The following is a 22,893-nucleotide window of genomic DNA, read 5'->3' on the forward strand; positions in this document are numbered from 1 at the left end:
GAATCAGTTTCCCTCTTCGTAGTCAACCCACAATTCGCACTGCTGCATCACCGTCTCGATGGCCTCCGGCACTTCGTCCGGCGGATACTTGTGCTTCCTCAATAAGCGCTTAATTGACATACGCATGCGAGCGCGGGCGTCATCCTTCTTCTGCCAGTCTATCGTGCGGTTCTTGCGCAACGTGTCAGTCAGCTCTCGGGTGATAGCAACCAGCTCATCATTCTCATAGAAATCCTTGATGGCTTGCGGCTTGGTCAGCGCATCATAAAAGGCAAGCTCCTCATCATCCAGACCAAGAGTCTTACCTTCCTGCCGCGCGGCCATGATTTCTTTGGCCATATCCAACAGCTGCTGGATGACCTCGGCGTTGGTGAGCATGCCGTTGAGATATGCATTAACCGATTGCTGCAGCATCTCGGAGAATTTACCAGCCATGACCACACTCTTCTTGCGATATGCCTTGACCTGATCATCAAGCAGTTTGCGCAGCAGTTCCACAGCAAGATTTTTCTGTTCCATCTGTGCAATTTCAGCAAGGAACGATTCGTCAAACAGCGAGACCTCAACTGTCCGGTCTTCAAACAGATCGATAACGCCTTCGTTATGCACGCCTTGCTCCATGATGGCGGCGATTTGCTTATTAATCTCCTTCAAAGACATGCGCGGATTGCCGGGATTGACGTTCAGCACTTTCAGCATCTGCGTGCGCAACACATCGATGTATGCTTCTTCAATCTTCAATTCATCAGCAACCATGCTGCGGCATAGGCCAAATGCTTGGGCCATTTCCTTGGCACACTTGATGAAGTCCTTGCGATCTTTCTCCCGCTCGGGATCAAGTAAGTAGTCCGCACCGTCCGCGATGGCTTCAGCCATCTGTTCGGCAGAATTGGTATGGATTCGGTTCTGATAATCCAAACCATGCAGAAAGTCTCGGCACGCACTCAGTTTGTCGAGGAACAACGGATATGCGGTGTCGGCCACATTCATGTCGCCATAGCGTTCCCGATCGCGTTTCGTGTAATCGTGCATAGCGCGTTTCAGAGCTCCGGCAATGCCGATGTAGTCGACGATCAGGCCGCCTTCCTTGCCTTTGTATACACGATTCACCCGAGCTACGGCCTGCATGAGGTTGTGCCCTTTCATGGGCTTGTATACGTACATCGTGGACAGCGAAGGTACGTCGAAGCCAGTCAGCCACATATCCACTACGATGGCGATTTTGAACGGACTGTCATCATCCTTGAACTCTTTAGCGAGCTCATCTTTATGGGCTTTATTGCCTATGACCTTATGCCATTCCTCCGGGTCCTGATTGGAAGACGTCATGACCACATGCACTTTATCTTTCCATTGCGGGCACAGTTCAAGGAACTTCTTGTACATACGCATAGCAATGGGCCGTGAATAGGCAACGACCAACGCCTTACCTGTCAGCTCGTCCGCACGATTCTCCTCATAGTGGTTCACGATGTCACGGCATAGGGAATCGATGGTCTCAGGAGCACCCAACACACTATCCATCGTCGACAAGTCACGTTTACTGCGATCGATAGCCATCTCATCGGCATCATCCGAAATGTTCTCGTACTGCTTATCCAATTCGCGGAGTATGTTCTCATCCAGCTTGAGCGAAACCACACGACTCTCATAGAACACCGGACGAGTGGCACCGTCCTCGACCGATTGGGTCATGTCGTACACGTCCACGTAATCACCGAATATCTCGCGGGTGGATTTATCCTGAGTCTCAATCGGAGTGCCGGTAAATCCTATATAGGAAGCGTTCGGGAGCGCTTGTCTGACTTTTAACGCATCACCCACTGAATGAGTACCATCCGCATGGAGTTTTATTTCCAGTCCGTACTGACTGCGGTGCGCTTCGTCGGCCATGACCACGATGTTACGGCGTTCTGATAGCGGTTCATCGGATTCACTGAACTTCTGCATCGTCGTGAATACGATGCCGTTCGCTTGCCGATTGTTCAGGAGTTCGACAAGATTGTCACGGCTGACCGCCTGCTGTGGTTGCTGGCGCAGGAAATCTGCGCACTTGACGAATTGTCCATATAGTTGCCCATCCAAATCGGTACGGTCAGTGGTCACCACAATCGTCGGGCTGTTCACCTGTTCAGCCAGCAAATGTGCGTAGAACACCATCGACAATGATTTGCCGGAACCCTGTGTATGCCAGAACACGCCGGCTTTGCCATCGCCGTTCATGGCGCGCAAGGTGCTCTCCACAGCCTTATGAACGCCGAAGTACTGATGATACGCCGCTAGAATCTTTACGGTTCCGTTCTCCGACTTGGAGAAGCAGATGAAGTTGCGAAGAATGTCAATCAATCGTTCCTTAGAGAGCATTCCATCCAACATGGTTGTCCAACGTATAGGCTTCCCAGTATCAATTCGCGAATAGTCCCCGTCAGCCGTCTTCCACTGCATGAATCGATCTTCACTAGCGGTGATGGTTCCCACACGCGTATCGGCCATATCGGTCATCACGCAGAACGCATTATATGTAAACAACGTAGGAATTACCTTCATATAATTACGCAGCTGAAGATACGCATCTGAAGAATCAACATTTTCCCGTGCTGGGGACTTCAACTCAAATATCACCAACGGCATACCGTTAACAAAAATGATCAGATCAGGACGTTTCTCCTCATATTCAACATATGTCCATTGATTGATCACAGCGAATGTATTCCGCTCCGGATGGTCAAAGTCTATGATCTTGATGTTGTCAGGCCGGGTCTTCTCACCATCAAAATATGAAACCTCAACGCCGGACTGCATATAGTCAGTAAAAGCAATGTTGCGGGATAATAAATCTATACCTTCGATATCACTAACTTTGCGCAAAGCCTCTTCAATAGCAGCAGGATGAGCATGAGGATTTATTCGCCGTAGAGCTTCTTCAAGCACTCCCGGCATAAGTGCATCACGATATGAATCATTGGTACGACTCACCTCAGGACCATAGAAATATTCATAGCCCATGCCAACAAGATGACTGATGATCGCCTGTTCAAAAGCAAACTCATCCAGTATCGAAATGCTCTGAGATCCATTCACATCCGTGAGCCGGCCCTCGCCCATTGAGAATCCTTTCCGCATCCTTCGCAGCGATAATCTCATAATACCTAGCTGCACCACAGCGGAAGGGTATAAACAGGTATATCTATATTCACTTTTCTAATGCCGTAATCGCAGAAACGGATAATCGCGTCGGTGAAGCCCTCATCCAATTAGTCCGTTGGGACCGTTCCCCTCATGGAACAATCCCAACACCGCATATGACAGGCTGTAAGTGACCCAGTCACACTACTTTCTACCTTTAGGGCTCCATGCAAAGTCGTTCAACAGGTCGGCGGTCCAGTCCATGACCATTTCGCCGCTCATGGGGCCGGAACCGAGTGAGCCGGCGAACGGGGCAGGAATCGTGTACGTGTGCGTGAGCGCACGATACTGGGCACCCTTGTAGATGCGGTTGATACGCATCTGCATCGACTCAGGCGGGTTGATTTTACCGACGCGCACGTTCTTCCCCTGCGCGATGATCTCCGAAATGTCAAGCTTGCGGGCCTTCATGCGCAGACGAGCCACGCCGAACAGCGTCTCAAACTCCTCCGGCAGCTTGCCGTAACGGTCTTCAAGCTCCTCGGCAAGCTCCTTGAGATCATCCTCGGTATGTGCGGCCGCGAGCTTGCGGTACGCCTCGAGACGCAGCTTGTCAGAGTCGATGTAATCCACCGGAATCGATGCTTCGATCGGCAGATCAATAGTCACCGCAAGCGGCTCCACGCTCTCCTCAGGCGCCTTGTACGCCTCGACCGCCTCCGAGACCATACGAATGTACAGGTCGAAGCCAACGCCTTCAATATGCCCGGACTGTTCGTCGCCGAGCAAATTACCCGTACCGCGCAGCTCGAGATCTTTCATCGCCACGTCGAAGCAACTGCCGAGCGCCGTATTCTGCGCGATGGTGGCCAGTCGGTCATGTGACTGCTGGGTCATCGGCTTGGTTGGGTCATAGAGGAAGTACGCGTACGCGCGCTCACGACCACGGCCGACACGACCGCGCAACTGATGCAATTGCGACAGGCCGAACTTGTCAGCATGATCGACGATGAGCGTGTTCGCGTTCGAGATATCCAGGCCGGTTTCGATGATCGTCGTACACACAAGCACGTCAATGTCTCGGTGCCAGAAGTCGCGAATGATCTGATCGAGCTGTTTCTCCCCCATCTTGCCATGCGCAATACCTACGCGCGCCTCGGGTACCAGCTCGTGAATCTTCGCTGCGATCTTGGAGATGTCCTGCACGCGGTTGTGCACAAAGAACACCTGTCCGCCGCGCAGCAGCTCGCGCCGCACGGCCGCGGTGACCTGCGCATCCTCGTACGCGCCGACATAGGTCAGCACCGGCAGACGGTCCTCGGGCGGGGTCGCGAGCGTCGACATCTCGCGGATGCCAGTCACCGCCATCTCCAACGTGCGCGGGATAGGCGTCGCGGATAGCGAGAGCACGTCCACGTTCGTACGTAAAGCCTTGAGTGTCTCCTTGTGTTCGACGCCGAAGCGCTGCTCCTCGTCGATAATGACCAGCCCCAGATCTTTGAATTTGATCTTCGGATTCAACAGTTTGTGCGTGCCGATTACCACGTCGACGCCGCCGGATTCAAGCCCTTCGATCGTCTCGTTGATCTCCTTGGTCGTCTGGAATCGGCTCATCGCCGCGACCGTAACCGGGAAGCCTTCGTAACGCTCGGTGAATGTCTCGTAATGTTGCTGGACGAGCAGCGTGGTCGGCACGAGCACGGCCACCTGCTTGCCGTCTTGAATCGCTTTGAATGCGGCGCGCACGGCGATTTCGGTCTTGCCGAAGCCGACGTCGCCGCAAATGAGGCGGTCCATCGGCACAGGCTTTTCCATATCGGATTTAACCTCGTCGATCGTGGTCAACTGGTCGGCGGTCTCTTGGTACGGGAACGCGTCCTCCAGCTCCTTCTGCCACGGCGTGTCCGGGCTGAACGCGAAACCAGGCGTGCGCTGGCGTGCCGAATACAGCTTCACCAAGTCCTCGGCGATCTCATGCACGTGTTTGCGCGCTTTCGCCTTCGTTTCCGCCCAATCAGAGCCACCAAGCTTGTTGAGCTTGGGCACTTCAGCACCGATGTATTTACTGACGAGGTCAAGCTGATCTGTCGGAATAAAGAGTTTGTCAGCAGGAGCACCGCGTTTGCTCGGCGCATATTCGATGATGAGATATTCGCGCGTGCTCTTATTCGCACCCGTACCAATCTCACGCTGCCGCATACCAACAAAACGACCAATACCATGCTGCTCATGCACAACAAAGTCGCCGGGCTTAAGCTCCATGAGATCAATAGCCTTGCGACGGCGCTTAGGCGTCTTTGCTTGGCCGGCAGCAGATGAGCGACCGGTCAGATCACGTTCAGTCAGCAGCGCAACCTTCGCACTGGTATCAACAAATCCGTCGGCTGCTTGCGAACGAATCACATCAAAACTAGTAATCCCAGTTTCATTGATCGCGCGCTTCAATCGAGCGAGCGTACCTTGCGCGGCAGCAGTTACCGTAACGTGGTAGCCTGCGTCGATCAAGCCTTCAATACCAGCCGCAGCTTTTGCTTCATCGCCTCGATATTCACCCGGGTTCTGCGCGTCAAGCTGCACATGGTTTGGCATAGACGGGTCCACGCCAAAACTCGACAGCTTCCACACGTCATGACTCGAATATTCAAGAGCACTGATCGTCTCTTCAAAATCAAGGAAGCTCGCCTGATCGAAGGTAATCGGAGCACCCGCACCATGACCGGATGCAGCAACATGCCAGCTAGCTGCAAGGAATTCATTCGCTGTTTTTGCTAAGTCTTCAGCAGCGCGACGCAGTTTCTCTGGATCGGACAGCATGATGACCGCATGCTTATCAAGCATTCCCGCAACCGGCTCCATGTCGTCAATGAGCGCAGGCATTAACGATTCCATGCCTTCGACCGGGATCGCATTCGCGATTGATTCCAGCATGTCGTCAGCGTTAGGAATACGACCGATGAGACTTTTCGCACGATCGCGTACTGCTTGCGTTAATTGCAGTTCACGGCATGGCGTTGCCCAAATGGACGTAAGCCCATCACCGTAGGTGCGCTGGTCAGAAGCGTGGAATTCGCGGATCGTGTCAATCTCGTCACCAAAAAACTCGATACGCACCGGGTGCGGTGCTGTAGGCGGAAATACGTCAATAATGCCACCGCGCACCGCGAATTCGCCGCGGTCCATAACAAGATCAACGCGCGTATACGCGTTCTCAACAAGACGCTTCGACGCTTCATCAAGGGGCAGCTCCTCCCCTCGCGTAAATACCAGCGGCTCAACATCGCCGAGTCCTGCAACAACCGGTTGAATCAGCGAACGTACCGGCATTACCAAAACGCGAATCGGGCCAAACATGGGATTTTCATCGCTTGGATGAACAAGCCGGCGGAACACCGCCATACGGCTTGCAACTGTGTCAGCGCGCGGACTAAGGCGCTCGTGCGGTAACGTTTCCCATGCTTCAAGCTGTGTGATCTCATTGGGATCGCCGTCATACCAGGATCGCAGCGCGTTCACCGTATCTTCGGCTTCACGCCCAGACGCAACAACGAGCACTACTGGCTTACGGCGTGCGGTAGCAGCAGCGAGCGCGGGGCGCAATCCGTCAGGGATACCGATAATGAGAGCTGGAGCAATATCGTGATCGGAATACGCTTGTGTGCTGCCATCAGTAAGAGCGCGAAAGGCAGTATCTGTATTGAGTTCGGCGAGTATGCCAGCTAACGAACCGTTGATTAAGGCGGAGTGGGCTGCCTGCGCGTTGCTACTAGCGTTCTTACGCGCCATTGCCTTATCGGCCATTGAATTTCTCCTGCGTTTTAGCAAGTCCGTCGAAAATAATTGACTCAGCAGCGTCAGCACCGTCCATCAGGAATTCAGGGAGTTGTTTGCGCTGGTCAGGGCCAAAACCGCCGAGCACCCAGTTGACGGTATTGTCGTGCGCGTTGGCACCACGCTTAGCGTGGCCGACGCCCATGCGTACGCGCGCATATTTTGGCGTGCCGAGGGAACGGTCAATTGATTTGATGCCATTGTGGCCGCCTGCGGAACCGCCTGACTTGACTTTAATGCGCCCGAATTCAAGATCCATATCGTCGTGAATAACAACAACATGATCTGGTTCGATCTGATAGTACGAGCAGATCGAAGCGACCGCATTGCCTGAATCATTCATGTAGGTTAGCGGCTTGGCGAGGAAGAATTTGACTGTTTGACCATTCAGGCTCATTGCACCTTTGCCAAGCATGGCGAGTCCTTTATGGTCGGAGAATGCGACTGACCAACGCTCGGCGAGCACGTCGGCAGTCATAAAGCCCATGTTGTGCCGCGTATCCTCGTATTTTTTGCCCGGATTGCCCAGTCCTACGATCAGCCAGAAATCAGATGCCATGTTGTTCGTCCTCGTCCCTGTCCTGCAGTCGCGCTTATACGTGCGCGCGACGCTTCCTCTACTTACGCAAACAACCGAATCATACCCGCGCCCGCCGTCATCAGACGGTGGCGAACAAGAGAGTCGACACAAACGGCGGCGGTAACGAGACGCTGACACTGAGTGTGTTTCGCGTTAGAGCGTTTTGAACCAGTAGCTCATGTCATGCAATTCGTTATCGCCTACAACTTTGACAGCAGCAGGCAATACGCCAAAACGTGTGAAACCAAAGTGGCGCATAAGAGCCACGGAGCCAGCATTATCCGCGTAAATAATCGTCGTGGCATGATGGAAACCGCGTTCAACGGCAGCCTGCAACAGCCAGTCAACCATTGCAGTACCAAGTCCTTGACCATGGAAGCGCGCTGCAATGTAGTAGCTGAGTTCAGCAATGCCATCGTAACCGGCACGCGGATGGAACTTAGACAGTGAGCCAAAGCCAGCGGTTACTGTTTCGCCGGTTGCCTCATCAGTCACGTCGATAACAACAACTGGATACTGTTCGCGAGGCTGGTGAGAGTCCACCCAAGCGCGGCGTACTTCGCGGGATACTGGTTCAAGATCAGCGGATGCACCTCCGCGGATTACCGCCTCGTTATAGATGTCGGTAATGGCAGTAAGATCGGATTCTTCGGCCGGTCGAATGACGTAATTGAGCATGGTTTCTGACAATAGCATTCGTTACTCGATGCGCGACTTTTCCGCTCATAAAATACATACGCGTTCTGATGCGCTACCAATGCGCTACCAATGCGCTGCCGCCTGCGAGTAATACATACGCAAAAGGCGGTTGCATATTGTTTTATGCAACCGCCTGCCATGAAGGTCAATCTACGTACGTAGATATCACGCGCACAATACGCGCACGATCATGAAGCTACTGCTCCAATTCGATCGCCTTATTGAGTGCATCCTCCAATTGCTTCTGCGCCTCACCGTACGCGCTCCAGTCACCGTTTTTCATCGCGGTTTGCGAATCTTTCATCGCCTGTGCAGCGTCAGCAAGAGCCGACTTCAAATCAGCATTAGCGCTTTGCTCCTGCTTGTCAGAAGAACCCGACTGGCCAGTACTGTTTTCCGTATTACCACCCGTATTCTGATCAGTCTTGTTCTGCGAATCCGATGCGGAATTGTCGGTATTCTGCCCATTGCCCGCAGAGTTTTCCGCGTCTCCTGCAGACGCACCAGAATCACCACCGAACACTTGGTTCAACGCCTCATCAAGCGTGTCAGCAAAACCAACCTGATCGCCAAAAGCAACGAGTACTTTCTTCAACAGTGGGAATGAGGTCGAGCCAGACGACTGCACATACACCGGCTGCACGTAAACCAAACCACCACCAAGAGGCAGGGTTAACAAGTTGCCTCGGTTCACCTTAGTCGAACCAGACTCAAGCAAATTGAGTTCCTTAGACACATCAGCGTTCGCATTGAAATTATTCTGCGCTTGACCGGGGCCTGGAACATTCGAATCCTTCGGCAACTCTTGCAAGCGTATTGTGCCATAGTTAGCACCGATGACGCCCTTCGTGCTGCCAGCGTCAGAATCAACCGATAAGAAACCAGTAAGAATTTCACGCGTAGACGTTCCCGCAGGAATATACGAAGACGTCAGCGAGAACACAGGCTCCTTAGTACCGCCTGTCTGCAACGTCAAATAATACGGCGGTTGCGGCACGCCCTGTTTTTGCGCGTCAGCAGATTCAGTTGGATCAACTGGCGTCTGCCAGAAATCCTCACCAGAGAAGAACTGGCCAGCTGACGCTACATGATATTGCGCAAGCAATTCACGTTGAACCTTAAACAGATTCTCCGGGTAGCGCATGTGACTCATCAGATCGCCAGAAATCTCAGCAATCGAATGATACTGACCGGGGAAAATCTTCTGCCACGCTTTCAACACCGGATCGTTAGCATCCCACGCGTACAGGTCAACCGAACCGTCATACGCGTCAACAGTAGCCTTTACTGAATTGCGAATATAGTTAGCCTGCTGCGAGCCCAAGCCCTTAATCGTATTCGACGTAGTAGTTGTTGAATCTTCGGTAGCCGCTCCCAAATCAGTCATCTGAGAATACGGGTACGCATCCGACGTCGTATATCCATCAACAATCCACTTCACCCGGCCATCAACCACAGCCGGATACACGCGACCATCAAGCGTCAAATACGGTGCGACTTTAGCAACACGCTCCTTCGGGGAACGATCGTAGAGAATCTGTGAGGCCGACGTAACACGATCAGAGAACAGGATTTGGTCAGAGCCGAAGCGAATCGCATACAGCAAACGTGTGAAAATATTGCCGACCGAAGGACCGCCATTACCGTTAAACGTATTGGTCGCTCCCTGCGAGCCAGTCGGATAATCAAACTCCCATGATTCAGTGCCCTTCGGCGCGCCAACAATCGAATATTCTGGCGCATTAGGCGAGAAGTAAATGCGCGGCTCATAATGCTGCGAATCAGTAAGCTTACCTTGCGTAGGAATACCAGATTCGAAGAATTCAGGCTGACCGTCTGCAGTGACCTTATTACCGTAAGCGGCAACCACACCATATCCATGCGTGTATACCGTGTGGTCGTTCACCCAATTGCGATTATCGTTACCTTCCAAGTCAAGCTCGCGTGCAGCAATCACCGTATCTTGGGAAACACCATCAATATCGTACTTATCAACAGCAAGCGTGTCAGCAAACGTATAGTACTGTTTCGACTGCTGCAGCTGCTTAAACGTTGGCGAAACAACCTGCGGATCAAGCAAACGAATCTGTGCCGTGGACTCTGCTTCCGCAGACAGTGCGCCCGACTCGCCCTTCGTCGTTGCCTTATACTGTTCGACTTTTACATTGTTCAGCCCATACGCTTGCTGAGTGGCTTCGATATTGCGCTGAATATACGTCGATTCCATCTCCTGCGCGTTCGGGTTGACTTTGAAACGCTGCAAAAGAAGCGGCCAAGCAACCGTAAGCACCATCGAAATCACCACAGTGGCGGCAATAGCTACCGCCGGCGTGCGCCACGCTTTGAGTGCTGCAGCAGCACGCACCGTAGGCTTAGCTGGGCCTTCAAGCGCATGAGAATGCATGAGCCAAATGCCAAGGAATACGCCAAGAATCGCAGTAATACCGGCCATGATGAACGTGACAGGAATAGTAGCATGCACTGTCGTGTACGCAGCACCAGTAATACGATCGCCCTGCTGCGTGAGATGAGCGAACACGCCAAGCACTTGGCGCACCGACCACATGAGCATATTGAGTATCAGCCAAATAGCAATCTGCCGGCGCGCGCGCTTCGTAACGTCAAGAATGCCACGACCATGTACTGGCATGGTGAAACGAATACCGCCCATCATCACATGTGTGATCAAGGAAAATACGATACCCATGAACAGCAGCATGGAAACCATGGCAACAATCATGCGCAAACCAGGCAGTACAAACACGTAGAAGCCATTGTCAATACCAAACTGAGGATCGTTGATACCGAAGGACTGCGCGTTGAACATCAACAACACTTCAGACCAATTCGCATTGAACTGTGAGCCGAACACAAGACCGACCAGGAGTGAGACGATCACGGCAGTGCGACGCGCAGTTTTCGAGCTGACAGACTTGCCCACTTCAATCACATCACCGTTCACGCGAATCGTCGAACCGTCAGAAGAATCTGGGCGCGCACGAATAGCGAGTATGGCTGACAGGTAGCTCACCAATGCCATGAGCAATGCGTAAGCAAACCACAAGCCGATTTTGACACCCAATTGTGTCCAGACAACCGACTGGAAGCCAAGCTGCCCATACCACATGAGGTCAGTAATGAATCGCGCAAGGCCAAAGAACAAGCCAATTGCAATAGCGAGCGCTACCGCTACGCCGATAAGAATTTTGGTGCCGCCAGACAAGCCTTGCGGTGCGGTAGTACGTGCAATTCGAGGGGTATTGCGCCGATGTGAGTTCCCTGATGTGTGAGTAGATGTGGTTGTATCGTCACCATCAGCCTCGACGTTGAGGATTATCGGATCGTCATCCGCATGATCATCTGATGAGGAGCGGCGTGGATCATTGCCGGGGTCAAACATTCCAAATACATCGAAGAAAGACATGGTTTAAGCCTACCGAAAGGCTGGGAGCGAGCTAAACGATCTACGCTGTGAGCACGTGTTTGAGCGTATGTGAGCGTGTGAGCATGTGTGTGCACATCAACGGCGACGAGAGGCGATGCCATAATCGTGGGTATGAAGCAGAAGAAGATCAGGCATGGTAGGGTTCGTGCAACGCGCACATCGTGGCCGTTTGTTGTGCTTGCAGCAGTAGTTGCTGTTGCACTGGTGGTATCACTGACGGCATGGTGGACGACGAATCGTGGATTGAAGTCGCAAACTGGCAGTCAAACGGTAGCGCAGCAGGATACGTCATCGTCTACATCTGATGATGCGTCTACTTCTTCGGATGCTCAGCAAGATCTTGATCGTCAGTCTGTGCCGCAGTCGACTGATGATTCACCGTCTAGCAAAGCGCAACGTGCGGTTGCTTCGATGAGTCTCGAAGAGCAGGCTGGGCAGCTTATTATGGCCCCTTTGTATGCGGGTACTGATGCTTCTGCGCTGCGTTCGCTGATTACTGACCAGCATGTGGGTTCGGTGCTGATTATTGGTAACTGGCGGTCTGGTGTTTCTGGCGTCAAGCAGGCGACGGATGCTTTACAAGGGTATGCTCCTGACGCTAACAAGCTGCTTATGGCTACCGATCAGGAGGGTGGTCAAGTGCAGCATTTGAAGGGTGCTGGTTTTGACACGATGCCGTCAGCTGTGCAGCAAGGGCAGATGACGGCTGATCAACTGCGTTCTTCCGCAGCTGTTTGGGGTGGGCAGTTGAAAGCTGCTGGTATTAACGTTGATTTAGCCCCGGTGTTAGGTACGGTGCAAGTTCAGCGTTCATCGAATGCGCCTATTGGTGCACTGAACCGTGATTTTGGCCTTGATGCTAACGGTAATGCTCAGCATGGTACGGCTTTTGTTGAAGGCATGCGCGATGCAGGCGTAGAGACTTCGGTGAAACATTATCCTGGTCTAGGCGCGGTAACTGGCAATACTGATTTCACTGATCAAGGTATTCTTGACACCACTACAACGTTGGATGGTCAGGAAATTGGCGCATTTAACCAGACGATTACGCAGGCTAAGCCGGCAATGGTCATGATGTCGTTAGCAACATATCAGGCGATTGACCCGTCCGCACCCGCAGCGTTTTCTTCTACGATTATTGACGGCCATTTGCGCGCGTCTACTGGCTATGACGGTGTTGTGATTTCTGATTCGCTGTCGGCTGCTGCTGTCAGTGGTATTGCAACCAGCCAGTTAGGTGTGCGCTTGGTGGAAGCAGGCGGCGACTTGGCATGTATTGGCGATAATTCGTATGTGCAGCCGATTCTTAACGGGCTTATTGCCAAAGCACAAACCGATCCTACGTTTGCGCAAAAGGTGACGCGTTCGGCGACGCGTGTTATGACACTGAAATATCAAATGGGATTAGCGCAGTAATCTGCGGCAACTTGGCACGCACACTGACCATCCAACCCAGCTGTAGCAGATCGCAGCAATGCGGTTTGTTTGGCTGGTCAGCGTGCAGGATGCTGCGTAAGATCACGTTCAATCCACGCCATAATTAACGCTGCAAGACGGTCGATTTCTTCATCAGTTAAACGCCTTCCTGCTGCAATATGATGCCATTTAGCAATGCATCCGCGGCAGCAACAAGCGGTAGCGTGCTGCGCAGTAAAGACTGGATGCCCACGCCATGGTGTTTGACGACCATCTGCTTTTGGTTCAGCATCGCCAACACGTGCACGGAGTAGTTCATGCGCATGCCGGGCGATCACCGCTTTGCCTTTGGCACGCGCGTATGCTCGGTCCTTGTCGGTAAGCACAAATTTTGCGCGAAAGGGCGAATGAGATAATCGTTCGAGCGTTTGCGCAATCCAGTGATCATACTGATGCGCATACGCTGTGTCGGCAGTGTCAGCATCGCCAGTGTTATCAGCATCGCTTACGGCTGCAATCTGACGCGATTGCGTCGTATTAGCTGCCTCAGCGGTACTATCAACATCATCAAACAGCAACAGTGGCTGTCTTGCTGAAACCGACTTGTCTGTTGACGATGTCGTTATTCTTGCGCTCACAGTTCCACTGTAATGCGCGCAATCGCTCCTGATTGTTCACTGGTCGCTCAATGGCAGGGTGATTCGCATAACCGTGCCACCATAGCGTTGTGCCGCATCGCGCGCGAGCGCAAGCCCTAGACCATATCCTTGGGTGAGCGGTGCCATCATCATCACGCGCGAACCGGCGGAATAAGCGTTCAGGATTGTCGCCAATACCGCTGCCGTGATCAGCGACGCGAATTGCCTTGTACTGATGCGACAGATTGCCGAACAACATCGGTAAGTGATACTGGTTCAGTGTTGACTGATCCGCGTGCCGCCATCAACAAATCAGTGAGAATCGCACTCATTCGGTCCACATCGCCGTCTGGCAATCGGCGATCAACAATGAGCAATCATACTGGCCGTCAGCAAGTCAAGCGCGGGATCACTGGCCGCAATTGGGGCGGCGCCGCTCTTCGACGTTGTATGTGCCGTTATGCCCGTCATGTCAGTCATGGTTCATCACACCTTCCATCGTAAATGATTACCGGGTTGTGCAGTGTCCATCACAATCCAAGGTGGCTAAGAAAACGCTTAGAATCGCCGTGTGCCGCCAAATCGTCGCTCTTGTTCGTAGCATTGCCCTCATGACAGCAAGTACACAACCTCTGTTCGCAGTTGCTCAAGCGACGTGCCGAATGCCAAAGGTAACCACGCACAATGACCGTGCTTCATTGCGACTGCCCTCGTTATTTCGCCGCTTCTCTCACCATGCCAGCGACGAGCAGACGCAGTACCGTACTCTTTTTGCTGACCTGTCGTTTACGCTCGAACGCGGCGATATTGTCGATTTAGTCGGCCCCTCGGGATCAGGTAAAAGCACATTGCTGACCACGCTTGCACAGTTAAATCCTCACGCGAGTGCCGAATTGTATCTTGAAGGCCAGCCGAGCACATCAATGAGCCCTGAATGGTGGCGTCGGCAGGTTGCGTATCTGCCGCAGCGCCCAACGTTGACCGGTGAAACTGTACGAGAAGCGATTCTTATGCCGTTTACGCTGCGCGTGCACCGTTTTGGTGACGATGGTACTGCGCTTACTGAAACGCGCCCGGATGAGTCGATGTTGCGGCGCACGCTTGACACAGTGGGATGTTCAGATATTGAGCTTGAGCGTTCTCCGCAAGATCTCTCAGTTGGGCAACAAGCGCGCGTATGCCTGTTGCGTACTCTGCTCACCGTGCCGCAAGTGATGCTTGCTGATGAGGTGGATGCTGGCTTGGATGAGGACAATGCTGACAAAGTCGGTGACATGCTCTCATATGCGGCTCGCGAGAAAGGCATGGCGATTATTCGCGTACGACATCGTGAAGCGGATGGGCGGGCAAATCGTACTATGCGTCTCGCAGCAGGCGTGCTTACACAGGTTGAAGGTGGAGAAACGCGATGAATACAACTACCGGCTCCTACCCCATTGACGTATTGGGGTTGATTATCACCATCCTGTTAGTAGCGGTAGCTGCTGGCATGTCGTATGCGATGCGACTTGGCGTGCACCGGCAAATGCTGTGGGCTACTCTTCGTTCGCTGATTCAACTCTTGGCGATGGGTTATATTCTCAAGTTCGTTATCGAGCAGAATAATCCATGGCTGGTGTTTGCACTTATCGCGGTGATGATTCTTGCAGCAGTGCAAATCACCATGTCACGAGCGGCGAATATTCCACGCTCAGTGATGCCATCAGTGTTGTTGACCCTTACTGCAAGCGTTATTTTGCAAGTATGCGTGGTTACGGAGCTTATTATTCGCCCGCACCCGTGGTATGCGCCAACTGTGCTGGCTACGTTGAGCGGCATGTTGTTGGGCAATGTGGTTTCGGCAGTAGCTGTAGCAATGAGCCGATTTTTTGCCGATATGGAAGCACGACGCTACGAAGTGGAAATGCTACTGAGTCTTGGTGCTACCCCGTTTGAGGCAGCTAAACCGTCGATTGTGTCATCGGTGCGATTGGGCATGATTCCTACCATCTCGCAATTAGCGTCGAGCGGTATTGTGCTTATTCCGGGCATGATGGCCGGTCAGGTGATTGCTGGCGCAGATCCGTTAACGGCAGCAAAATACCAGTTCGTGGTGCTGGCAGTTATTAGTGCGCTCACACTTATGGCTGATTCGCTCATTATGGTGTTGATTTATCGCACTTCGTTTACTGCGGTACACCAGTTCATCACTACGAGTGCACACTAACAATGCGTGTGGCGCTGTCTGCATGATATACGTTGCAGACAGCGCCACATTCGTGTTATAGCCTACCGTTGAGCGCGATACTGGTTATCGGCCGATACGGAATGGCGTGCGTTTGATTTTTGAGTGGCGCCGACGCGGACCGTCAGTATTGCCGTACTTGGCGATCATGCGACGCTCATGGCGTTTAGCGTCTTCTCCACGTTCGTCACGCACGATACGGTTTTCATCATGATGATGAATGCGTTTGCCACCAGTTTTCGCCGGTGCAGCCGCAGCACGAGCAGTCTTATCACGCCGTGGTTTCAGTGGCTTTCCTTGCTTGCGCGCAGACGTAGCACGGTCTTTCGTGGTGTGTTGTGATGCACGGCGTGATGATGCTGGTTCTGTTTCGTCAAAATCCTGCACTCGAATAATGCCTAATGCTTCCTCACGTTCGCGCTGAGCACGACGCTGCCCTGCTTTACCGCGCGGTTTGCGGCCACGTGACTGTGATGATGGAGATACTGCAGTCACCGCATGGCGAGGCGAGTCGGCTGATTCAGCCGAGTGAGTTGAATCAATCGAGTCGGCCGAATCGGTCAACGCAGTATCGGTATCAATGCGAGCATCCGCATCCTGAGAAGGCAGGTGACGCAGTGCCTTAGTTTTATTCGTTCGCCGGCGAGCGCCTCTATCGTCTGCCATGTCAGCAGTCTTGTTAGCTGCCTTACCGTTGCGTCCTTTGCGTTTACGCGGGTTACCTGCTGGCTGAGTTTGATCGAGGCTCCAACCTTCTACTGACTCAGCTACGTCGCCAATCAGTTCGAGTACTTCAGGCGAATCATGGCGTACTGCGATAGGTCGCACGCTAATGCCGGCAGCCTTCAGCATGCGTCGGGCTTCACGCCGCTGATCTGGCAAGACGAGTGTGACTACGTCGCCAGACCGGCCAGCGCGCGCCGTACGACCTGAACGATGCACGAACGATTTCGGATCCGCAGGTGGGTCAACTTGAACAACGAGTTCTACGTTGCTGACATCGATACCACGTGCAGCAACATCAGTGGCAACCATCACGTTCACGTCGCCGTCTTCGAATGCGGCAAGATTGCGATCGCGCTGGTTTTGTGTCAGATTGCCATGCAATTCGGCTGCTGGAATACCTGACTGCGTGAGTTTCTTCGCTAAGTTTTTCGCTTGATATTTTGTGCGAGTGAACAGTATTCTACGTCCGGCTCCAGAGGCAAGCGCGTGCACCACTGCGTTTTTATCGTCTCTGTCAATGTTGAATACGTGCTGACTCATGAGATCAGCAGCATCAGCCGGCTCGGCAACACTATGCGTTTTCGGATTGCGTAGGAATTCACGAACCAGATCATCAATGCCGTGGTCAAGCGTGGCAGAAAAGAGCATATGTTGTGCATCAGGGCGAATCTGCTCAAGAATACGTTTGACTGGTGGCAGAAATCCCATATCCGCCATTTCATCGGCTTCATCAAGGATGATGATCTGCACATCAGACAATGTGAGTGCATTCTGATGCAGGAGATCTTCAAGACGACCTGGGCAAGCGACGACAATATCTGCACCGGATTTCAGATCGCGAATCTGCCGGTTGTATCGAACGCCACCATATACGGTGGTAGTAGTTATGCCAGCCATTTGTGCAAGAGGCACGAGCACGTCGTTAATCTGGTTAGCGAGCTCACGCGTTGGAGCTAGCACAAGACCGCGCGGATGTGGCAGGAAGTCATCAGCGCGACGTTCTTCTAGCCGCTGCGCTTTGACTGCTTTCAACCCGCGACGGTACGCGGTCATGGTCATGCCCGTCTGCCACGGAGCTTCGCACAAGCGCGCCGCTAGCGGAATGCAGAAAGCAAGTGTTTTACCAGAACCAGTTCGGCCGCGGCCAAGAATATCTCGTCCACTCAATGAGTCAGGCAACGTGTCTGCCTGAATGGGGAATGCTTCAGTTTTGCCGTCGGCAGCGAGCACGCGCAGTAATGGTTCTGGTACGCCGAGTTCGGCGAATGGAATGGGACGCGTTTCAACCGTAGTAGTGGCAGCGTATGGTTCGGCTATTTCGCCAGTAAAGGACGCGTTCGACCTGTTGTTCGATGTTTTTTTCGCGGATTTCTTAGGCACGTTGGTCTTTCATGTCAGGGGTTGCACAAGGTTGCGCAAACTGTGCCAGAGTAGCCTATGCCCACTACTTTATGCGTATGGCGACTTGCTCAGAGCAGCACTGCTCCCAACATCACAAGTCGCCATACGATCTACGTGTTTCACTGGTCACACATAATTGCGTTCAATGAGAATGTCAGAAACTGTCAGGTTTGCTTCATTCACCAAATTGAACAGAATAACCTGAGCGAGTTGACCCGGATCCATGAACGTGTGCTGTTTGGCTTCAGACACATAATCGTGACTGTCACGGTAGAACGCGGTATCAATACCACCAGGGTATACGCCGACGATTTTCACGCTCGTACCCTTATATGCAGCTTTCAGGCTTTGCGTATAGCCTTTTTCGCCCCACTTGGTTGCGCAGTACACGGATTCGTTGGCATTGCCACGTGTTGCAGCAGTGCTCATCACGTTAGCGATTTTGAGGTCTTGCTCATTGTCAGCGCGAAGCGTTTCTACACTCCACAAAATCATGCCCTTTAAACCTTTGAGGCATTTGTCAACGTCAGCTGCCTCATAGCCGGTAGGTACTTTGAATGATGGCTGGCCAGCGTTGTTAATGAGCAAGTCAATGTGCCCGATGCGCGCGATCTCAGCGATTGACTGTTTGACGAATACTTCGTCAGAAATATCGCCCACAAATCCTCGATATGATTGCGCGGAGAATGTTTTAGCAAGCTCAACCTGACGTTCTTCGTTAAAATCAATACCCGCTACAAACCAGCCTTGTTCGATGAGCTGACGAGTGAGTTCGTAGCCGAGGCCGAGCGCGCTGCCAGTAACGATCGCGATGTTCTTGCCGTCCGATGTTGCCATGATGTGCCTCCTTGCATGTCCCTACTGTGCACGACGGGAAGTTCATCGTTAGCATATCGAGTCGGTCAGACCCGCGTTTCGCCCGGCGGCGCGCTAGCAACCGCCGTTCAGGCAGCCAAGCGGAAATACTCCGGGTACCATACTGCCCACCAGTTTTCCTCATCTGGGTGAGCAACCTGCTGCGACATCCACGAGTGGCAAATATCATAAAATGTGTTGATCTGAGCATTCGTCCACTCGATCAGATGAGACAGTACAGATTCGTTCTTCAGTGCATGGTTACGCATCGCAATCACTCCTTATTGTGTGCTTGCTGAAGATGCCGAATATGACGGAATCGTCCATACTGTTGCTTCAGCATTGATGTTGTTGCGTGGTCTTCCTCTGCAGCTGGAAGATGGTTTTATCATATATCTTTGCGCTTCTTCACATCAGTGCTGCAATTGCGCTTCTCACCAGAGTAATATCAAAATAGTAGATTCACCGTGTTGTGAATACTGATGGGAGGAGCGCATGGCAACACTGCATAAAAAGGTGACAGTTTTCTCAGATCTGTCGGAACATATTTATTACAACGTTCCCGGACTGCCGATCTATGCACACTGCGATCCGCTCTCGAGCTTTCCTGACTATCGTTGCCCCTGCCATTGGCATCGCGATCTTGAATTTATCCATGTTGTCAGCGGTGAATTGCACTATTTCGTCAACGGTCATACTGATGTACTGCAACCAGGCGAAGGCATTGTAGTGAACTCAAGCCGCTTGCATTATGATTTTTCACCTGATAAGCGTGAATCATGGTTTTCATGTGCTGTTATTAGCCCAACACTGTTTGAACATGTAACGACTGATGTTGCAGCGCGTTGTGAACGCGCGTTTGCACAGCATATGGAAGATTTTTTGCATTTAAGCCCGGATATTGATTGGCAGCGTGATGTGCTGATGGGTGTCGAACGTGTTATTCGTTTAATGCCTGGAGGTGGCATGCGCGGCAGTCAGCGCAATGCGGATACGCAGCAGACTCATAATGCGGGGAACAATCCTCTTCCTGCACTGGCAGCAGCAATCGAACTCTGCGATATGGTACTTGACCGCTTTGAGCCAAATACGACCAGCACGCTCGGCGACGATATGGCTACCGAGCAAAGCAATCGTATGACCGTGCTGGAAATGACCGGTATTATACAAAGTCGGTTCCGCGATCCACTTGGGCTTGATGATATTGCAGCAGCTGGCGGCGTAAGTCGCAGTCAATGTTGCATTCTGTTCAAAAAATATGTTGGCCGCACACCAAATGAATGCCTTACTGAACGGCGACTTGAGGAAGCTCGGCGTCTGCTAGCGAACACGAATCTTTCAATTGCAGAGATCGCTCGTGAATGCGGGTTTTCTTCAGCCAGTTATTTCATCAACGTGTTCCGTAAGCGCGCTGGAGCGACGCCTGGCGAATATCGTGAGGCACAATATGCTGCTCGCGCCTAATCCCCTAATCCCCTAATCCCCCTATTTCCCTATCCTCTCCCGGGCATACTGCTGTTTCACTGATACAAAACGGCCGTATGCCCGGCAAACCTGTGAAAGGTGCCGGGTATACGGCCGTGGTGCGTCAGCGTGACGGTTAGAGAATATCCGGATCGTTCTTATCGATAGTGCCAGTAGCCTTGCCGATAGCCTTGAGACCATGGTAGGCAATGAGGATCACGATCGTGCCGATAGCGATACCGTTGAACTGGATGCCATTGAACGCGAATTCGAACTGGCCGATAGCGATGATCATGACGATTGCGGCGACCATGATGTTGAGCGGCTTGTCGAAGTTGACCTTGTTCTCCACCCAGATGCGAATACCCATCATGCCGATCATGCCGTAAAGCAGCGTGGTGACACCGCCGAGCACGCCTGCGGGGATCGTGTTGATGATTGCGCCGAACTTCGGGCACAGGCTCAAGAGCAGTGCGAAGCCGGCAGCGCACCAGTAGGCGGCGGTCGAGTAGACCTTGGTGGCAGCCATTACGCCGATGTTCTCGCCGTACGTGGTGGTGCCGGAACCGCCGCCGAAGCCGGCGATCGCAGTACCGAGACCGTCAGCGAACAGGGCGGTGCCCATCTGGTTGTCATAGTCACGGCCGGTCATCTGGGCGACGGACTTGACGTGGCCAACGTTCTCAGCGACAAGCACGAGCACAACCGGCAGGAACATTGGCAGGATCGAGAAGTCAATCTGCGGAGTGTGGAACTGCGGGAAGCCAATCCACGACGCCTTGCCAATAGCGGAGAAGTCAACCTGACCGCGCACGCACGCGTACGCGTAGCCGATAATCACACCGAGCAGGATGTTGAGTCGGCCCGCAAGACCCTTGAACAACACAGCGACCAAAAGCACGGCGACCAGTGTGACGAGCGCAGTGTCAGGAGCAGCCTTGAAGTTGTTCCACACGCTCGGAGCCAGGTTGAAGCCGATGATCGCAACGATAGCGCCGTTGACAACCGGCGGCATGATGATGTCAATCCACTTCGAGCCGGCGTAGTGCACGGCCACGCCGACGAGCGCGAGCAGCAGACCGGTGACCATGATGCCGAAGCTGGCGACGGCGATGCCCTTGTTCGCGGTGGTAACAGCCGTGATCGGCGCGATGAAGCCGAACGACGAGCCGAGGTAGCTCGGCAGCACGTTCTTGTTGATGAGCAGGAACAGGGCGGTCGACAGCGCGGTGAAGAACAGCGTAGTCGACGGGTCAAAGCCGGTGAGAATCGGCACGAGGAAGGTCGCGCCGAACATAGCAACGACGTGCTGGGCGCCGATGCCTGCAGTACGCGGCCAGGTCAAGCGCTCATCGGGTTCGACGACTTCGCCAGGGGCGAGGGTTTTGCCATCGCCGTGCAGCGCCCATGTGAACAGGTTCTTCATAAGTGAACTCCTTTAGCTCTCCCGCGCAGGCGCATAACATCCGCGTCCGCGCATCGTGTGCCATTGTAACCTGTTCACCAGTCCTTCACGTTTCATCACTGCTTGCGTTGTCACAAATGCGGGTCGACAGCATGCACGACGTCCACCAGATCACCGTTCGATAATGTCGGCTTCTTAAAGGAACGCCAGTCGCTTACCGCAACCTCCCACTTACCACTCTGCGCGTTAAGCACTGGTCTTGCAGTCTGCTCCCAACGGAAACGCTTGTACGTACGACCAGTGGAGGGGTCACGGCGCGAGTAGTGCAGGCATGTGCAATTGGTGATTTTCCAATCATCTGATGCTGCGCGATGCATAAACTCTTCATCTGACAAGTCTTCAAGCACCAGCATGAGTGCCAGCATGAGATCGCCGTGGCTGACCATGACGACCGATTGTGCGTCAGATTTGCGATCAAGCGAGGTAAGGAGATTGTGCACGCGATTTTCAGCCACATCGGCGATTGACTCGCCTGCCGGCGGACGCCAATATAACGGGTCATTAGCTTTAAACTGCCAGTTACGCGGATAATTTGAGCGGAAATCATCCTTCGTAATAGTGTTGATTTCGCCCCATGATCGTTCGCGCAGTACGCGATTTTCTTCCCATTTGGCCTTTGGCAACGCCATCGTGGCAGCGGTTTCGCGCGTGCGCACATACGGCGAGACAAGATAGCGATCGAACAATTGTTGCTGTTCCACCAGCCAACGGCCAATGCAATCAGCCTGCTTACGCCCTGTGGCAGTCAAACGCCACGAACGATCAGGGACCGTCACGTTATCTTGCGTATACAGAGAATTGTCACCGTTTTCGCCTGCGGTGATAATGACATTCGCCTCCGACTCACCATGTCGAATGACATACATATCCAATGGCATTCCCATGAATGCGTTCCTCTTTCTTACTCGTGCTTAGCTACACGCTACCTGAAAATCAGATTCGTTCCCGCCGAGATACGCCCGAAGCACAATAATTCATGTGCGGTTCGCTTGCGATTCACATAGGCACATACCCATACCGCCTACC

At 52.9% G+C, this 22,893-nt stretch carries 16 protein-coding genes; 4 read left to right on the forward strand and 12 right to left on the reverse strand.

Going from position 1 to position 22,893, the window contains the following annotated elements:
• Positions 1–3: 3 nt before the first annotated feature.
• The 5 genes from D2E25_RS01705 to D2E25_RS01725 all read right to left on the reverse strand — a co-directional run bounded on the left by D2E25_RS01705 (position 4) and on the right by D2E25_RS01725 (position 11,657).
• Positions 4–3,105 (reverse strand): type I restriction endonuclease subunit R, encoded by a 3,102-nt coding sequence (locus D2E25_RS01705; protein WP_125979316.1) that lies wholly within the window; start codon positions 3,103–3,105, stop codon positions 4–6.
• A gap of 225 nt (positions 3,106–3,330) precedes the next feature.
• Positions 3,331–6,909 (reverse strand): transcription-repair coupling factor, encoded by a 3,579-nt coding sequence (gene mfd / locus D2E25_RS01710; protein ID WP_125979787.1) that lies wholly within the window; start codon positions 6,907–6,909, stop codon positions 3,331–3,333.
• A gap of 4 nt (positions 6,910–6,913) precedes the next feature.
• Positions 6,914–7,513, reverse strand: coding sequence for an aminoacyl-tRNA hydrolase (gene pth, locus D2E25_RS01715; protein WP_125979317.1), 600 nt, complete (start codon positions 7,511–7,513; stop codon positions 6,914–6,916).
• Between the two features lie 174 nt (positions 7,514–7,687).
• On the reverse strand, positions 7,688–8,212 hold the full coding sequence (locus tag D2E25_RS01720; protein WP_164514652.1) for a GNAT family N-acetyltransferase: 525 nt from the start codon (positions 8,210–8,212) through the stop codon (positions 7,688–7,690).
• A 217-nt stretch (positions 8,213–8,429) separates the two neighbouring features.
• On the reverse strand, positions 8,430–11,657 hold the full coding sequence (locus D2E25_RS01725) for a UPF0182 family membrane protein (protein WP_125979319.1): 3,228 nt from the start codon (positions 11,655–11,657) through the stop codon (positions 8,430–8,432).
• Between the two features lie 132 nt (positions 11,658–11,789).
• Here D2E25_RS01725 and D2E25_RS01730 point away from each other — a divergent pair, with 132 nt between their 5' ends.
• Complete coding sequence (locus tag D2E25_RS01730; protein WP_125979320.1) at positions 11,790–13,094, forward strand: glycoside hydrolase family 3 N-terminal domain-containing protein; 1,305 nt, start codon at positions 11,790–11,792, stop codon at positions 13,092–13,094.
• Between the two features lie 77 nt (positions 13,095–13,171).
• On the opposite strand, the gene D2E25_RS01735 is transcribed toward D2E25_RS01730, so the two are convergent.
• Both D2E25_RS01735 and D2E25_RS10635 read right to left on the reverse strand, forming a co-directional pair.
• Positions 13,172–13,531, reverse strand: coding sequence for a DUF4186 domain-containing protein (locus D2E25_RS01735; protein WP_241216966.1), 360 nt, complete (start codon positions 13,529–13,531; stop codon positions 13,172–13,174).
• A gap of 130 nt (positions 13,532–13,661) precedes the next feature.
• A complete protein-coding gene (locus tag D2E25_RS10635; protein WP_241216912.1) occupies positions 13,662–13,991 on the reverse strand; it encodes a hypothetical protein in 330 nt (109 codons plus the stop codon).
• Between the two features lie 403 nt (positions 13,992–14,394).
• Between D2E25_RS10635 and D2E25_RS01745 the strand changes: the two genes are divergently transcribed.
• A complete protein-coding gene (locus tag D2E25_RS01745) occupies positions 14,395–15,144 on the forward strand; it encodes an ABC transporter ATP-binding protein (RefSeq protein WP_125979321.1) in 750 nt (249 codons plus the stop codon).
• On the forward strand, positions 15,141–15,938 hold the full coding sequence (locus D2E25_RS01750; RefSeq protein WP_125979322.1) for an ABC transporter permease: 798 nt from the start codon (positions 15,141–15,143) through the stop codon (positions 15,936–15,938). Before D2E25_RS01745 ends, D2E25_RS01750 begins: the two co-directional genes overlap by 4 nt.
• Before the next feature lie 84 nt (positions 15,939–16,022).
• Here the strand turns inward: D2E25_RS01750 and D2E25_RS01755 are convergent, their stop codons facing one another.
• The 3 genes from D2E25_RS01755 to D2E25_RS01765 form a co-directional block, all read right to left on the reverse strand.
• The gene (locus D2E25_RS01755; protein ID WP_125979792.1) at positions 16,023–17,999 is read right to left on the reverse strand and encodes a DEAD/DEAH box helicase; all 1,977 of its coding nucleotides are present in this window, start codon (positions 17,997–17,999) and stop codon (positions 16,023–16,025) included.
• Positions 18,000–18,209: 210 nt separating this feature from the next.
• A complete protein-coding gene (locus D2E25_RS01760; RefSeq protein WP_125979323.1) occupies positions 18,210–18,920 on the reverse strand; it encodes an SDR family NAD(P)-dependent oxidoreductase in 711 nt (236 codons plus the stop codon).
• Between the two features lie 107 nt (positions 18,921–19,027).
• Complete coding sequence (locus tag D2E25_RS01765; RefSeq protein ID WP_125979324.1) at positions 19,028–19,207, reverse strand: hypothetical protein; 180 nt, start codon at positions 19,205–19,207, stop codon at positions 19,028–19,030.
• A gap of 226 nt (positions 19,208–19,433) precedes the next feature.
• On the opposite strand from D2E25_RS01765, the gene D2E25_RS01770 reads away from it, so the two are divergent.
• On the forward strand, positions 19,434–20,402 hold the full coding sequence (locus tag D2E25_RS01770; protein WP_125979325.1) for a helix-turn-helix domain-containing protein: 969 nt from the start codon (positions 19,434–19,436) through the stop codon (positions 20,400–20,402).
• 136 nt (positions 20,403–20,538) lie between these two features.
• Here the strand turns inward: D2E25_RS01770 and D2E25_RS01775 are convergent, their stop codons facing one another.
• The gene (locus tag D2E25_RS01775; RefSeq protein WP_125979326.1) at positions 20,539–21,828 is read right to left on the reverse strand and encodes a uracil-xanthine permease family protein; all 1,290 of its coding nucleotides are present in this window, start codon (positions 21,826–21,828) and stop codon (positions 20,539–20,541) included.
• 110 nt (positions 21,829–21,938) lie between these two features.
• The gene (locus D2E25_RS01780; RefSeq protein ID WP_125979327.1) at positions 21,939–22,751 is read right to left on the reverse strand and encodes a histidine phosphatase family protein; all 813 of its coding nucleotides are present in this window, start codon (positions 22,749–22,751) and stop codon (positions 21,939–21,941) included.
• Positions 22,752–22,893: the final 142 nt, after the last annotated feature.

This window comes from Bifidobacterium goeldii (assembly GCF_003951095.1).
Classification (GTDB): Bacteria; Actinomycetota; Actinomycetes; order Actinomycetales; family Bifidobacteriaceae; genus Bifidobacterium; species Bifidobacterium goeldii.

Bases quoted from the DNA above. Each gene is read 5' to 3' on its own strand.
- D2E25_RS01705 (WP_125979316.1), bottom strand. From the start codon at position 3,105: ATGGGCGAGGGCCGGCTCACGGATGTGAATGGATCTCAGAGCATTTCG.
- mfd (WP_125979787.1), bottom strand. From the start codon at position 6,909: ATGGCGCGTAAGAACGCTAGTAGCAACGCGCAGGCAGCCCACTCCGCC.
- pth (WP_125979317.1), bottom strand. From the start codon at position 7,513: ATGGCATCTGATTTCTGGCTGATCGTAGGACTGGGCAATCCGGGCAAA.
- D2E25_RS01720 (WP_164514652.1), bottom strand. From the start codon at position 8,212: ATGCTCAATTACGTCATTCGACCGGCCGAAGAATCCGATCTTACTGCC.
- D2E25_RS01725 (WP_125979319.1), bottom strand. From the start codon at position 11,657: ATGTCTTTCTTCGATGTATTTGGAATGTTTGACCCCGGCAATGATCCA.
- D2E25_RS01730 (WP_125979320.1), top strand. From the start codon at position 11,790: ATGAAGCAGAAGAAGATCAGGCATGGTAGGGTTCGTGCAACGCGCACA.
- D2E25_RS10635 (WP_241216912.1), bottom strand. From the start codon at position 13,991: ATGTTGTTCGGCAATCTGTCGCATCAGTACAAGGCAATTCGCGTCGCT.
- D2E25_RS01745 (WP_125979321.1), top strand. From the start codon at position 14,395: ATGCCAAAGGTAACCACGCACAATGACCGTGCTTCATTGCGACTGCCC.
- D2E25_RS01750 (WP_125979322.1), top strand. From the start codon at position 15,141: ATGAATACAACTACCGGCTCCTACCCCATTGACGTATTGGGGTTGATT.
- D2E25_RS01760 (WP_125979323.1), bottom strand. From the start codon at position 18,920: ATGGCAACATCGGACGGCAAGAACATCGCGATCGTTACTGGCAGCGCG.
- D2E25_RS01765 (WP_125979324.1), bottom strand. From the start codon at position 19,207: ATGCGTAACCATGCACTGAAGAACGAATCTGTACTGTCTCATCTGATC.
- D2E25_RS01770 (WP_125979325.1), top strand. From the start codon at position 19,434: ATGGCAACACTGCATAAAAAGGTGACAGTTTTCTCAGATCTGTCGGAA.
- D2E25_RS01775 (WP_125979326.1), bottom strand. From the start codon at position 21,828: ATGAAGAACCTGTTCACATGGGCGCTGCACGGCGATGGCAAAACCCTC.
- D2E25_RS01780 (WP_125979327.1), bottom strand. From the start codon at position 22,751: ATGGGAATGCCATTGGATATGTATGTCATTCGACATGGTGAGTCGGAG.